Source organism: Actinokineospora sp. (assembly GCF_050699995.1).
Classification (GTDB): Bacteria; Actinomycetota; Actinomycetes; order Mycobacteriales; family Pseudonocardiaceae; genus Actinokineospora.
In genome coordinates this window covers 1-12,707 of sequence record NZ_JBOHGC010000166.1, presented here as the reverse complement: position 1 = coordinate 12,707, position 12,707 = coordinate 1, and the positions used below count along the sequence as shown (strand labels likewise).

At 70.8% G+C, this 12,707-nt stretch carries 17 protein-coding genes; 12 read left to right on the top strand and 5 right to left on the bottom strand.

The window, feature by feature from the left end:
- The 4 genes from ACRDSQ_RS09170 to frdD form a co-directional block, all read left to right on the top strand.
- The coding region (locus ACRDSQ_RS09170; protein ID WP_431420413.1) for an FAD-binding protein at positions 1 to 1,086 on the top strand (1,086 nt) is incomplete at its 5' end.
- 4 nt (positions 1,087 to 1,090) lie between these two features.
- Entirely contained in the window at positions 1,091 to 1,849 is a 759-nt protein-coding gene (gene sdhB / locus ACRDSQ_RS09165) for a succinate dehydrogenase iron-sulfur subunit (protein ID WP_431420412.1), read from the top strand.
- The gene (locus tag ACRDSQ_RS09160; protein ID WP_431420411.1) at positions 1,846 to 2,238 is read left to right on the top strand and encodes a hypothetical protein; all 393 of its coding nucleotides are present in this window, start codon (positions 1,846 to 1,848) and stop codon (positions 2,236 to 2,238) included. The genes sdhB and ACRDSQ_RS09160 overlap by 4 nt, the downstream gene beginning before the upstream one ends.
- Positions 2,235 to 2,591: a fumarate reductase subunit FrdD gene (frdD, locus tag ACRDSQ_RS09155; protein WP_431420410.1), complete on the top strand. Its 357-nt coding sequence runs from the start codon at positions 2,235 to 2,237 to the stop codon at positions 2,589 to 2,591. Before ACRDSQ_RS09160 ends, frdD begins: the two co-directional genes overlap by 4 nt.
- A gap of 99 nt (positions 2,592 to 2,690) precedes the next feature.
- On the opposite strand, the gene ACRDSQ_RS09150 is transcribed toward frdD, so the two are convergent.
- The 4 genes from ACRDSQ_RS09150 to ACRDSQ_RS09135 form a co-directional block, all read right to left on the bottom strand.
- Positions 2,691 to 3,311: a class I SAM-dependent methyltransferase gene (locus ACRDSQ_RS09150; RefSeq protein ID WP_431420409.1), complete on the bottom strand. Its 621-nt coding sequence runs from the start codon at positions 3,309 to 3,311 to the stop codon at positions 2,691 to 2,693.
- 11 nt (positions 3,312 to 3,322) lie between these two features.
- Positions 3,323 to 3,946, bottom strand: coding sequence for a VOC family protein (locus ACRDSQ_RS09145; RefSeq protein WP_431420408.1), 624 nt, complete (start codon positions 3,944 to 3,946; stop codon positions 3,323 to 3,325).
- 163 nt (positions 3,947 to 4,109) lie between these two features.
- Positions 4,110 to 4,526 carry a DDE-type integrase/transposase/recombinase gene (locus tag ACRDSQ_RS09140; protein ID WP_431420407.1) on the bottom strand — a complete coding sequence of 139 codons (417 nt, stop codon included), beginning with the start codon at positions 4,524 to 4,526 and terminating at the stop codon, positions 4,110 to 4,112.
- Positions 4,527 to 4,530: 4 nt separating this feature from the next.
- Entirely contained in the window at positions 4,531 to 4,755 is a 225-nt protein-coding gene (locus ACRDSQ_RS09135) for an IS3 family transposase (RefSeq protein ID WP_431420406.1), read from the bottom strand.
- 308 nt (positions 4,756 to 5,063) lie between these two features.
- Here ACRDSQ_RS09135 and ACRDSQ_RS09130 point away from each other — a divergent pair, with 308 nt between their 5' ends.
- From ACRDSQ_RS09130 to ACRDSQ_RS09100, 7 genes are read left to right on the top strand one after another with little or no spacing between them, the layout of a single operon-like run.
- Positions 5,064 to 5,822 (top strand): DeoR/GlpR family DNA-binding transcription regulator, encoded by a 759-nt coding sequence (locus ACRDSQ_RS09130; RefSeq protein ID WP_431420405.1) that lies wholly within the window; start codon positions 5,064 to 5,066, stop codon positions 5,820 to 5,822.
- A complete protein-coding gene (pfkB, locus tag ACRDSQ_RS09125) occupies positions 5,819 to 6,760 on the top strand; it encodes a 1-phosphofructokinase (RefSeq protein ID WP_431420404.1) in 942 nt (313 codons plus the stop codon). The genes ACRDSQ_RS09130 and pfkB overlap by 4 nt, the downstream gene beginning before the upstream one ends.
- A 7-nt stretch (positions 6,761 to 6,767) precedes the next feature.
- Positions 6,768 to 7,217, top strand: coding sequence for a PTS sugar transporter subunit IIA (locus ACRDSQ_RS09120; protein WP_431420403.1), 450 nt, complete (start codon positions 6,768 to 6,770; stop codon positions 7,215 to 7,217).
- A complete protein-coding gene (locus tag ACRDSQ_RS09115) occupies positions 7,214 to 8,674 on the top strand; it encodes a PTS fructose transporter subunit IIC (RefSeq protein ID WP_431420402.1) in 1,461 nt (486 codons plus the stop codon). The genes ACRDSQ_RS09120 and ACRDSQ_RS09115 overlap by 4 nt, the downstream gene beginning before the upstream one ends.
- A 10-nt stretch (positions 8,675 to 8,684) precedes the next feature.
- A complete protein-coding gene (locus ACRDSQ_RS09110; protein ID WP_431420401.1) occupies positions 8,685 to 8,951 on the top strand; it encodes an HPr family phosphocarrier protein in 267 nt (88 codons plus the stop codon).
- Entirely contained in the window at positions 8,948 to 10,585 is a 1,638-nt protein-coding gene (ptsP, locus tag ACRDSQ_RS09105) for a phosphoenolpyruvate--protein phosphotransferase (RefSeq protein WP_431420400.1), read from the top strand. Before ACRDSQ_RS09110 ends, ptsP begins: the two co-directional genes overlap by 4 nt.
- A 19-nt stretch (positions 10,586 to 10,604) precedes the next feature.
- Entirely contained in the window at positions 10,605 to 11,465 is an 861-nt protein-coding gene (locus tag ACRDSQ_RS09100) for an exodeoxyribonuclease III (RefSeq protein WP_431420399.1), read from the top strand.
- On the opposite strand, the gene ACRDSQ_RS09095 is transcribed toward ACRDSQ_RS09100, so the two are convergent.
- The gene (locus ACRDSQ_RS09095; protein WP_431420398.1) at positions 11,462 to 12,262 is read right to left on the bottom strand and encodes a hypothetical protein; all 801 of its coding nucleotides are present in this window, start codon (positions 12,260 to 12,262) and stop codon (positions 11,462 to 11,464) included. The two genes, ACRDSQ_RS09100 and ACRDSQ_RS09095, sit on opposite strands and share 4 nt — an antisense overlap.
- Before the next feature lie 152 nt (positions 12,263 to 12,414).
- Here ACRDSQ_RS09095 and ACRDSQ_RS09090 point away from each other — a divergent pair, with 152 nt between their 5' ends.
- The gene (locus ACRDSQ_RS09090) at positions 12,415 to 12,579 is read left to right on the top strand and encodes a DUF6191 domain-containing protein (protein ID WP_431420397.1); all 165 of its coding nucleotides are present in this window, start codon (positions 12,415 to 12,417) and stop codon (positions 12,577 to 12,579) included.
- The last annotated feature ends 128 nt before the right edge of the window (positions 12,580 to 12,707 follow it).

Sequence of the window (12,707 nt, the reverse complement as noted above, 5' to 3'; positions counted from 1 at the left end):
GCGCCGCTGAAGGACATGGAGTTCGTCCAGTACCACCCGACCGGCCTGCCATTCACCGGCATCCTGATCACCGAGGCGGCCCGGGCCGAAGGCGGCTGGCTGTTGAACAAGGACGGCTACCGCTACCTGCAGGACTACGACCTGGGCACACCCACTCCGGAGCCGGTCATGCGCAGCATGGAGCTGGGACCCCGCGACCGGTTGTCGCAGGCGTTCGTGCACGAGGTCGAGAAGGGCCGCACCATCGACACGCCGACGGGCCCGGTGGTGCACCTGGACCTACGGCACCTCGGCAAGAAGGTGATCGACGAGCGACTGCCGTTCGTGCGGGAGCTCTGCACCGAATTCCAGAACATCGACCCGGTGTCCGAGCTCGTGCCCGTGCGGCCGGTGGTGCATTACATGATGGGCGGCATCCACACCGACATCCGCGGTGCGACGCCGCTCGTCGGCCTGTACGCGGCGGGTGAGGTGGCGTGCGTCAGTATCAACGGCGCCAACCGGCTCGGCTCGAACTCGTTGCCGGAGCTGCTGGTCTTCGGCAAGCGCGCCGGAGAGGCCGCGGCCGAGTTCGTGTCGACCGCGCCACCGGCGCCGCTCGCGTCGGTGCTGGCCCAGGGGCGTGACGAGGTACGCCGGGTGGAGCGCGAGGTGGCCCGCGAGCACACCGCGAACGGCGAGCGCATCGCCGGTATCCGCACCGAGATGCAGGAGACATTGGAAAGCGGCGCGGGCATCTACCGCGACGAAGCGTCCCTCACCAAGGCGATCGACAAGCTGCGCGAGCTGAAGCAGCGGTTCGCGCGTGCGGCCATCGACGACCGGAGCCGCACGTTCAACACGGAGCTGATCGCGAAGATGGAGCTGTCCTGCATGTTGGACGTCGCGGAGTGCATCGTCATCAGCGCGCTGCACCGCGAGGAGTCGCGCGGCGCGCACCAGCGCACCGACTTCCCCAACCGGGACGACGAGCGGTACCTGGCGCACTCGCTGATCCACCGCGAGCCAGCCGGCGACGGGCGCGTCTCCTACGCGCCCGTGACGATCACGCGCTGGCCGCCGGGCGAACGCGTGTACGGGAGGTGAGGTTGTGTCCGACAAGGCAGGCAAGACCGACACCATCACCATGCGGGTAGCCCGGTACCGGCCGGAGCGGGAGTCCGCGCCGACCTGGGAGTCTTACCAGGTGCCGCTGCGTGAGGAGTGGGCGGTACTGGACGGGCTGAACTACATCAAGGACCACCTGGACGGCACCGTGACCTACCGCTGGTCCTGCCGGATGGGCATCTGCGGCAGCTGCGGGATGACCGTCAACGGCGAGCCCAAACTGGGCTGCTCGACGTTCCTCACCGAGTACTCGCCAGGCCCGGTGCGGGTCGGCCCGCTGGCGAACTTTCCCGTCATCCGCGACCTGGTGGTGGACATCGGCGACTTCATGGCGAAGCTGCCGACCGTGCGACCGTGGCTGATCACCTCCGACGGAGCGCCGGACGACGCCGAATTCCGCCAGACGCCGCGGGAACTCGAGGACTACAAGCAGTACAGCATGTGCATCAACTGCATGCTGTGCTACTCCGCCTGCCCGGTGTACGCACTGGATCCCGACTTCCTTGGCCCGGCAGCGATCGCCTTGGCCCAGCGGTACAACCTGGACTCCCGGGACGAGGGAGCCGAGGACCGCCGCGATGTGCTGGCCTCCGCCGAGGGCGTCTGGGCGTGCACGTTCGTCGGCGAGTGCAGTGTCGCCTGCCCCAAGGGGGTGGACCCGGCGGGCGCCATCCAGCGGTACAAGCTCACCGCGGCCAATGCCGCACTCAAGCACCTGCTGCTGCCCAGGGGCGCCCGATGACCAGCGTGCCCCGCCCGTACCGGCCCCCGGTGTCCCTGTTCTGGTGGCTGCACAAGCGCTCGTACCTGCTGTTCGCGCTGCGTGAGCTGTCCGCGGTGTTCATCGCCTGGTCGGTTGTTTACCTGCTGATGCTGGTGTCCGCTGTCAGCTCGGGTCATGCGGCCTATCAGGAGTTCCTGGACCGCAGCGCCGGCCCCTGGCTGCTCGTGCTCAACATCGTCGCGGTGGCATTTGTGATCCTGCACGCGGTGACCTGGTTCAACCTGGCGCCGAAGGCCATGGTGATCCGGATCGGCCGGTGGCGGGTGCCCGTGGCCGTGATCCTGGCCGCGCACTACGGCGCGTGGCTGGGCGTGTCGGCCGTCATCGCCTGGCTGGTCCTTCGATGAGCCCGCGCCGCTCGCCCGAGCCGCTGGTGTGGCTGTTGTTCAGCGCAGGCGGGATGGCCGCCGCGCTGGTCATCCCGGTGCTGCTGGTGCTGTTCGGTGTGGCGTTTCCCCTGGGCTGGCTCGACCCGCCGGACTACGCAGGCCTGGCCGCGGTGGTGCGGCATCCGATCACGCTGCTGGTGCTGCTCGGCGTGTGTGTCCTCGCACTGTTCCACTGGGCCCACCGGTTCCGGTACACCCTTTATGACGGCCTCCAGCTGAAACGGGCGCGGACGCTGATCGCGTTGCTGTGCTACGGCGGGGCCGTCGCCGGTTCTATCGTCGCCTTGGTTGTGCTCGTTCGCGCCCTCTGAGTCGCGCCGAAAGGCGGCAGCCCGGCAAGGTCACGATGCCCCGATCGGTGGAGGTGCATACCGTGGCCGTCGATCGGGTCGCGCGGGCGGATTACCCGGTCACGCGGCACGCCGGAAGTGGTAGGCGGTTCCACGGACGCGCGGCCCGAGTGGCAGCGGCACGCGCATGTCTTCTGAATAGGACTCGACGAGCTCCAGCTCGGGGGCGAAGAACGTGGCGAGCCCGGCCCGTCGACGGGGGCCGAGGGGCCGCCAGTCGAGGGGGTGCCGCTTGGTCCAGTGTTCGAGCACGTAAGCGGCGCCGGGGTGCAGCCAGGACTCGATCAGCCGGGTGCGGTAGGCGCGCATGCCTGCCCGGTTCATGTTGTGCAGGCAGCCGGAATCGAGTATCAGGTCGAACGGTTCGTTCGGGGCGTAGTCCAGCACGTCTTCGTGGAGCACGGTGAACGGCGTTTGCGACGCCGCGGATCTGGCCCGCGCCATGGCGACCGCGTCGGGATGCAGGTCGATCGCGATGACGTCGAATCCGCGGGCGGCGAGATAGTCGGCGAAGGCGCCCGACCCGCATCCGATGTCGAGTGCTCGGCCGGGCGGCTGAGCTGTCTTGGTCAGCGCGACGAGGAGACGGTTCGGCTCGTCCCGGTGCCAGGGCAGCTTGTCGGGCCGTCCCTCGGCGGTGCGGTAGAGCAGGTCGAGCAGCTTGCGCTCGACGATGCTCATGCCCCCGCGAGTCATGGCAGTGCCGTCCAGAACTGCCAACGGTGGCCTTCCGGGTCGGCGGCCAGGTAACGGCGGTGCCCGTGTGCGTTCTCCGGCTCGGTGAGGATCTTCGCGCCAAGGCGGCGAGCCCGCGCGTGGTGCTCGTCGACGTCGTCGACCATCACGTAGAGACTCTGCGTGGTCGTGCCGCCCAGGGCCACCGGGGTCGCCGCCGCGTCCGATTCGGACGCAGCGGAAGCCATGATCAGCCCGGCGCCGATGACGAGTTCGGCATGCTCGATCCGGCCGTCTGGTGCGACATGCCGCATCCGCACGGCAAGGCCGAACACCTCGACGAGCCAGTCCAGGCTGGTGGCGTCGGCGAAGTACAGCATCGGCGTGATCTGCGGGTAGCCCTGGTCGGCTGCGGTGAGCGTGTCGACCGGCACCAGCAGCGCGGTCGCCAGCGCCGCAACCGTTTCGGCCGACATCACCCCGTCCTCGGCGCGCTGCACGGTTCGAACGGAGACACCGGCCGTCTCGGCCAGCTGCTCCTGGGTGAGCGCGCGCCGCTCCCGCAGTCGGCGAACCCGTGCGCCAGCGGCTTTGCGCTGCACGATGACCTCCCCGTCCGCGGGCTCCCAGAGCTCGCTCATTGTATGGTCTACCAGGGGCGATGGCGGGCGCCACGGCCGTGGAACGACAGTTCCCCGCCACCTGGTGGTGTGGAAGTCGATGAGGCCCGGTGGTGGCGGCGCGTCGGGCTGGTCGGCTAGGTCGATCAGCTCGAAGGGGTGATCCGGCCGTGAGGGGTTGATCTCACTCATCGCTCGCCGGTTCATAGCGCAGCAACATCGCTGCCGCAGGTCCGAGGCACGGGCGGTGAGCCGCGATCGCGTTGTCGTAGGAATCTCCTTTGCTGCCAACGGATGCGACCGCGCTGGCCTCGGCCAGGCGCTGGGTGTAGCGGACCGCCCGGTATTGGACGCCACTGATGCTGTGGTGCGCGAGCCCGGTCAGATCGGCGCCGGTGGCCTGGCGGCGCCAGATCGCCATCCGCAGCGCGTCCAGCGCCAGATCCGTGTAGAGGCTGGTGGCGACCTGCCAGCCGACGATCAAGCGGGAGAACACGTCCAGCACGAACGCCGCGCAGACCCAGCCGGCTGTGGTGCGCACGTAAGTGGTGTCCGCGACCCACAGCTCGTTCGGCGGCGTGGCCGCGAAGTCACGTTTCACCAGGTCAGTGGGCCTTCCGGTCTCCGGCACCGGGCGTGTCGTGCGCGGGGGACTTGTCCCGCGGCAGGCCACGCGGCCCGTTCTCGCGCATGAGCCGCTCGACCGTGCGCCGGGCCACCTCGATGCCGTCGCGGATGAGTTCCGCCCAGACCTTCCGCGCCCCGTACGCCGTAGTTGTCCTCGTGCACCCGCTCGATCTTCTCGCCCAGCACCCGGTCGGATACGGCACGGGCGGACTCGGGACGCGCCCTGGCCGCGTAGTAGGTCGACGGTGCGATCTCGGCAGGCGTGCCCTCAAGCCGGCTGGACACCGTGCTCCTCCCGTTGGGAGTTGACGAACTCGACCTTCATCGCGATGGACGGTCCAACTCCGCCGCGAAGAAAGACGCCGCTGACTTCAGGATCTGGTTCGCCCGGCTCGGACCGTGGCCTGGGTGGGACTGGTTCGACCTGACTACCGACTGGTAACCCCTTGACCCCAACGAAACAAAGACGTACAAAGATGAAACCACAGTGAAATGAAGGGAATCCCACTTCATGTATGCCGCCGAACGCCAGCAGCTCATCGCCGAACGTGCTCGTGCGGCGGGGCGGGTGGAGGTCGCCGGGTTGGCTGAGGACCTCGGTGTCACCACCGAGACCGTTCGGCGCGACCTCGACGCCTTGGAGAAGCGCGGTGTTCTCCGGCGCGTCCATGGCGGTGCGATTCCCGTGGAGCGGCTGCGGTTCGAGCCGGAGCTGGCCGCTCGGGACACCGAGTCGACCGTGGAGAAGCAACGCATCGCCAAGGCGGCGCTGGCCGAGTTGCCCGCCGAGGGTGTGATCCTGCTGGACGCGGGCAGCACGACCGCCCGGCTCGCCGACCTGGTGCCCGCCGACCGGGATCTCACCGTGGTGACCAACGCGCTGCCTATCGCGCTGGCGTTGGCGAACCGGGGGGTCAACGTGCTCTGCCTCGGTGGCCGGGTCCGGCCGAAGACGCTGGCCGGGGTCGACACCTGGGCGCTCAACGCGTTGCGTGACCTCTACGTCGACGTCGCTTTCGTCGGCACCAACGGGCTCAGCGTGGCCCGCGGGCTGAGTACCCCCGACCAGGCCGAGGCGGCGGTGAAGTCCGCCATGGTCACGGCCGCCCGCCGGGTCGTCGTGCTGACCGACTCGTCCAAGGTGGGGACGGATTGCTTCGCGCGCTTCGCCACGCTGGACCAGATCGACACGATCGTCACCGACGACCGGCTCAGCGACGCCGAGGCCGCCGAGTTCGAGGCGGCCGGGCCGACGGTGGTGCGCGCATGATCGTCACCGTCACCGCCAACCCGAGCGTCGACCGCACCATCGAGATCGACAGCTTCCAGCGCGGCGCCGTCCTGCGAACCAGGTCCGCGCTGCTCGACGCGGGCGGCAAAGGGGTCAACGTGGCCCGCGCGCTCGCCGCGAACGGGCTCGCCGCCACCGCCGTCCTCCCGACCGGGGGAGCCGAAGGCGTCCAACTGACCGCCTTGCTCGCCACCGCGGGCATCAAGGTCGTCGAGGTGCCCATCGCGGGCGCGGTGCGGTCCAACATCACGATCGCCGAGGCCGACGGCACCACGACCAAGCTCAACGAGCCCGGACCGCGATTCGACGCCGCCGAGCGCACCCGGCTCGTCGCCGCGACGCTGGACGCGGCGACCGGCGCGGACTGGGTCGTGCTCTGCGGCAGCCTCCCGCCGGGTGTCCCCGCGGACTTCTACGCCGACCTGACCCGGCGCCTGCGTGAACGGGGAGCCCGGGTCGCGGTCGACACCAGCGGCGACGCCTTGCGCGCGGCCGTCGCGGGACGGCCGGACCTGGTCAAACCCAACCGGGAGGAACTCGCCGACCTGGTCGGGCACGAAGTCCGCACCCTCGGCGACGCGCTGAGCGCCGCCCGCCAGGTGCTCGGCCAAGGCGTCGCCACCGTGGTCGCCAGCGTCGGCGCCGAAGGGGCGCTGCTGGTCACCGCCGACGGCGCCTGGCACGCGCGGAGCACCTTCGTCGAACCGCGCAGCACGGTCGGCGCGGGTGACGCGCTGCTCGCGGGATTCCTTGCCGCGGGCCACATCGGGCCCGACGCCCTGGCCGACGCGGTCGCGTGGGGCGCCGCGGCCGCCGGTCTGCCCGGCAGCCGGATGCCCACACCCGCCGAGCTCGACCGGGCCGCCGTGCGCTGCTCACCCGCCTTCGATCCCGCCGCCACCCTCACCGAGAACTGAGACGCCGATGCCCCTGATCACCGAAGACCTCGTCCTGCTCGACCTCGACACCACCGACCGGGCCTCGACCACCCGTGCGCTCGCCGAGCGGCTCCACGCCGCGGGCCGGGTCACCGACGTGGAGGCGTTCCTGGCCGACGTCGCCGCCCGGGAAGCGCAGATGCCGACCGGACTCGAAGGCGGGATCGGCATCCCGCACGCCCGTTCCGCCGCGGTCGCTGAACCGTCGCTCGCCTTCGCGCGAAGCGAGGACGGCGTGGACTGGGGCGCCCCCGACGGTCCCGCGCGACTCATCTTCCTGATCGCCGCACCGGACGGGGCGGGCGGCGAGCACATGAAGATCCTCGCCTCGCTCGCCCGCAGGCTCGTGCACCAGTCCTTCAAGGACGCCCTCGCCACCGCCGCCGACTCCGCCGCGGTCGTCAAGCTCATCACCGAGGAAGTGATCGACCGATGAAACTCGTAGCCGTCACCTCATGTCCCACCGGCATCGCCCACACCTACATGGCCGCCGAGGCGCTGGAACAGGCCGCGAAGGACGCGGGACACGAACTGCTGGTGGAGACCCAGGGCTCGGCGGGCATGGATCCGCTGTCCCCGCAGGACATCGCCGACGCGCGGGCGGTCATCTTCGCCGCCGACGTCGAGGTCCGCGAGCGCGACCGGTTCGCGGGCAAGCCGCTCGTGCGGGCGGGCGTCAAGCAGGCCATCAACAATCCGGGCGAGCTGATCGCCCAGGCCGTCGGGCGCGCCGCCGATGGTCCGTCGGCCGTTCTGGTGTCCAAAGTGGACGACACGGGCGGGGTGGGGACCCGGTTGCGGCAGTGGCTGATGACCGGGGTCAGCTACATGATCCCGTTCGTCGCCGCGGGCGGGCTGCTGATCGCGCTGGCGTTCCTGTTCGGCGGCGCGGAAGTCGCCAACAAGGTCAACGGCGGCACCTTCGGCGGGGTCGACTACGAAGGCGTCACCGACCTGTCGCAGCTGTTCGCGACGGCGGGCGTGCCGGGGGTGCTGTTCAAGATCGGCGTGACCGCGTTCGCCATGCTGGTCCCGATTCTGGCCGGGTTCATCGCCTTTGCGATCGCCGACCGGCCGGGGCTCGTGCCCGGTGTCGTCGGCGGCCTGCTGGCCACGGCGACCGGCGCCGGGTTCCTCGGCGGCCTGCTCGCTGGTCTGCTGGCCGGTGGCGTCGCCTATGCGCTGACCCGGATCTCGCTGCCGCGTGCGCTTCAGGCGGTGATGCCGGTCGTGATCGTGCCGTTGATCTCGACGGCCGTGGTCGGCACGGTGATGCTGCTGGTCATCGGGTCCCCGGTCGCGGCGGTGCAGACCGGTCTGACCGACTGGCTCGCCGGGATGACCGGCACCGGCGCGGTCGCCCTGGGGCTGCTGCTGGGCGCGATGATGGCCTTCGACATGGGCGGGCCGGTCAACAAGGTCGCCTACACCTTCGCCGTCGGCACCCTCGCCTCCGGTACCCCGTCGGCGACCATGGCCGCGGTGATGGCGGCGGGCATGGTGCCGCCGCTGGGTCTCGCGCTGGCGACGGTCATCCGGCGCAAGCTGTTCAGCGACGCCGAGCGCAAGGCCGGTGAGGCCGGGTGGCTGCTGGGCGCGTCGTTCATCACCGAGGGCGCGATCCCGTTCGCCGCGGCCGATCCGCTGCGGGTCATCCCGTCGATCGTGCTCGGCTCCGCGGCGACCGGTGGGCTCACGATGCTCGTCGGCGCGACCTCGCTGGCCCCGCACGGCGGGATCTGGGTGGTCGGGCTGATCGGCAAGCCGTTGTTCGTCGTGCTCGCGATCGCCGTGGGCGCCGTCATCACCGCGGTGTGCGTCCTGGCCGCGAAGTCGTTGCGCGGCAACGAGAAGACTGTCGCCGCTGTGTCCGCTGAGCCCGTCGCGATCTGAGAGGACCGTCATGACCGAGTGTCGAGTGACCATCGCTTCCGCTGTGGGCCTGCACGCCCGCCCGGCGAGCCTGTTCGTGCAGGCCGCCGCGGCGCAGCCGGTGCCGGTGACCATCGCCAAGGACGGCGGCGTTCCCGTGGACGCCCGCAGCATCCTGTCCGTGCTCGGACTCGATGTCCGCGGCGGCGAGGAGGTCGTGCTGTCCGCCGACGGTGCCGAGGCGTTTCAGGCGCTGGCCGCCCTCGCGGCCGTCCTGGAAGTCGACCACGACGCATGACCAGCCACAGCGGTATCGGCGTGAGCCCGGGCGTGGCGACCGGTCCGGTCGCCCGCCTCGGGGAGCCGCCCCGGCTGCCCGCCGCGCAGCCCGCTGTCGGCGCCGACGACGAAAACCGCGCGGCCACGGCGTTGGAGGAGACCGCGAACGAACTTGAGCGGCGGGCGAAGCCGGCGAGCCCGGAAGCGGCCGAGGTGCTCACCGCGGCGTCGATGATGGCCCGCGACCCGGCGCTGGCGTCGAACGTGCGAGACCTTGTCGGACAAGGGATTCCGGCCGCGTGGGCGGTCGACCGGGCCATCGGTGGATACCGTGACCTGCTTGCCGCGGCCGGACCGTACATGGCCGAGCGGGTGGCCGATCTCCACGACATCCGCGACCGCGCGGTCGCGCGGCTGCTCGGCCTGCCGATGCCTGGCCTGCCCGAGCCGGGTTACCCGTATGTGCTGGTGGCAAGGGATCTGGCGCCCGCGGACACCGCGTTGCTGGACCCGGCGATGGTGTTGGCCGTGGTCACCGAACGCGGTGGGCCGACGAGCCACACCGCGATCCTGGCCAAGTCGCTGGGCATCCCGGCGGTGGTGGCCTGCCCGGCCGCGGTGTCCTTTGTGGATGGAATGCCGGTGGTCGTGGACGGCGCGTCGGGTCGGGTCGTGGTCGATCCGACGGAGGCCGAGGTCGCCGAGGTCGCCGCCATGCGCGCGGCCCGGGTCGCGCGGGCCACGGTGCGTGGACCCGGTCGGACGGCCGACGGGCACCCGATCGCGCTGCTGGCCAACGTCGGCGGTCCGGCGGACGCGGTGTCCGCCGCTGCCCTCGATCTTGAGGGTGTGGGCCTGTTCCGGACCGAGTTCCTGTTCCTCGACCGCGCCGAGGCGCCCTCGATGGAGGAGCAGCGCCGGGTGTACCGACGTGTCCTGGAACCGTTGGCGGGCCGGAAGGTTGTCGTGCGGACCCTCGACGCGGGCGCGGACAAGCCGGTTCCGTATGCCTGTCCCGATCCTGAGGACAACCCGGCGCTCGGTGTGCGCGGTCTGCGGACCTCGTGGCGGCGGCCTGAGCTGCTCCACGACCAACTGGAGGCGTTGGCGCTGGCCGCGGGCGACACCGGGACGTCGCCTTGGGTGATGGCGCCGATGGTCGCCACGGCGGCGGAGGCCGCGGGTTTCGCCGCCGTGGCGCGGTCGCACGGGATCTCGAAGGTCGGCGTGATGATCGAAGTGCCCGCCGCGGCCTTGCGCGCGGCGTCGGTGCTGGCCGCGGTGGACTTCGTCAGCCTCGGCACCAACGACCTGGCGCAGTACACCTTCGCCGCCGACCGTCAGCTCGGTGAGTTGGCCGCACTGCTCGATCCCTGGCAGCCCGCATTGCTCGACCTGATCGCCGCGACTGCTCGGGCCGGGCAGGAGGCCGGGAAACCGGTCGGTGTGTGCGGTGAGGCGGCGAGCGATCCGCTGCTCGCGCTGGTGCTGGCCGGTTTGGGCATCGAGTCGCTGTCGATGGCGGCGGTCAGCGTGCCGGATGTGCGGGCGGCGCTGGCGGAACGCACGATCGAGGAGTGCCGGGAGATCGCCGAGGCGGCGCTGGCGGCGGAGTCGGCGGTCGACGCGCGCGAGGCGGCGGCCCGGTTCTGAGCCGGTTACGGTGGATCGCATGCGGGTAGCGACGTGGAACGTCAACTCCGTCAAGCAGCGCGAGCCCCGGCTGTTGCCCTGGCTCGACCAGCGCGCGCCCGATGTCGTGTGCCTGCAGGAAACCAAGCTCACCGACGAGGCCTTCACCGACCTGCTCGGCGCCAAGCTCGCCGACCGCGGGTACGAGGTGGCGCTCAGCGGTGAGGGCCGGTGGAACGGGGTGGCGATCCTGTCGAAGGTCGGGCTCGACGATGTCTCCGTCGGGTTGGCGAACGCACCCGGGTTTCCGCACCAAGAGGCGAGGGCGGTTGCGGCCACCTGCGGCGGGGTGCGGGTGCACTCGCTGTACGTGCCGAACGGGCGGGTGCCGGGGTCAGACCACTACGAGTACAAACTCGAATGGCTGGCGGCGCTGCGGGCCGTCGTCGTCGCCGGTCCGCCCGAGGTGATCGTCTGCGGGGACATGAACATCGCGCCCACCGACGCCGATGTGTTCGACCCCGCCGCCTACGTCGGGCAGACCCATGTCACGGCCCCGGAGCGGGCCGCGCTCGCCGAACTGCGGGCGCTGGGGCTCAGCGATGTCGTGCGCGACCGGTGGCCGACCGAGACCGTCTTCACCTACTGGGACTACCGGGCCGGGATGTTCCACCAGAACCTCGGCATGCGCATCGACCTGGTGCTCGCCGGGGCCCCGGTCGCCTCGCGTGTCGAGGCGGCCTGGGTCGACCGGCACGCGCGCAAGGGGACCGGGCCCAGCGACCACGCTCCGGTGATCGTGGACCTGGACGAGGCCCCGGACGGCGACATCGGGCCGGTCGTGCCGCCGCCGTCCGCGGGCCGTCCGCGCCGGTCGGTGCGGTTGCCGCAGGCTCGCTAGAAGATGCGGAACGTGCGGATGGAGCCCCAGGTGCCGCCGTCGCCGGGGGAGGGACCGGTGAAGGTGCCGCCGAGGACCTGGCCGCCGAGCACCGAGTCCGGGACGCCCACGACGGCGCCGTAGCCGACCATGTGCATCAGGACGATGTGGCCGTCGGTGTCGCCGATGACGGTGTAGATGCCGCCGGTGGACAGGAAGTTGCCGCCGACGTAGGTGCCGATCTGGTTGATGTGGAAGTCGCCGACGGGGAGCGCGCCCTTGTGCGGGCCGGTGAGGACGGCGGCGAGGAACGGGTACTCCGCGGCGGTAGTCTGCGCGGGCTCGGCCATCTTCGCGTCGGTGACCGCGGCGATGGGGCCGCTGTGGCCGTCGGTGGTGGTGAAGGTGCCGGAGAAGCCCTTCGCGCCCGCGTGCCACGACGTGCCGGTGAGCCAGCCGTCGAACGCCGAATAGCGGACCTCGGGGGCCATGAAGGGGCGCTGCACGACGGTGAGCTGCACGGAGCCGGTGCGTTCGGTCTCGGGCATGTTGACCCGCGCGGCGCTGGCCTGGCCGGACAGGACCGTCGTGGTGGTCTTCCACCAGAGCGGGCCGGACGTGCTCTGGGAGACCACGGTCGTCGGGGACAGCTCGCCGCGCCAGAACGGGTTGGTGTCGTGGGCGTCGTCGCCGAAGACGAAGCCGATCGTCAGGTGCTCGGCGTACCGGGCCGCGGTGGGGGCGGCCGCGGCGCTGGGCGCGGTGACGCTCACGGCCAGCACGACGGAGATGACTGCCGCGCGGAGGAATGCCCGCATGGTGACTCCTCGGGGACGGGGCTGCAAGGAGGTCCAGTCTCGTGGGCGTCGTGGGGCGGAGGCTATGCGCTGGGGGACAAAGGGTGTTGTCGCTCGGGACAATTACATGGCGCACCCTTCGGGAGCGACCGAGCCGATGAGCAGCGACGACCGTGGGTTTCGAGGAGCTTGACGCGTTCTTCTCGGGCGGCAAGCGGCTGGAACTGGAGGACCGCAAGTCCCAGTCCCTGATGCGTGACGACGAGGAGTCGGGTGCGCCGCCGCATCCGCGCGTCGACTTGGACGGCGGCCCGGTGCGGATGGTCAGGCGGGACTAGCTCCAAGGCCGTGTAGTTAAGGATTGGGTGGGGTTGTCAACGGGTTGAAATGGGCAACGGAGTTCCTGCTACAACAGTGTCGACCAAGATCACTGAAGCACAGGAACTCCGTTGGACACCCAGTCTTT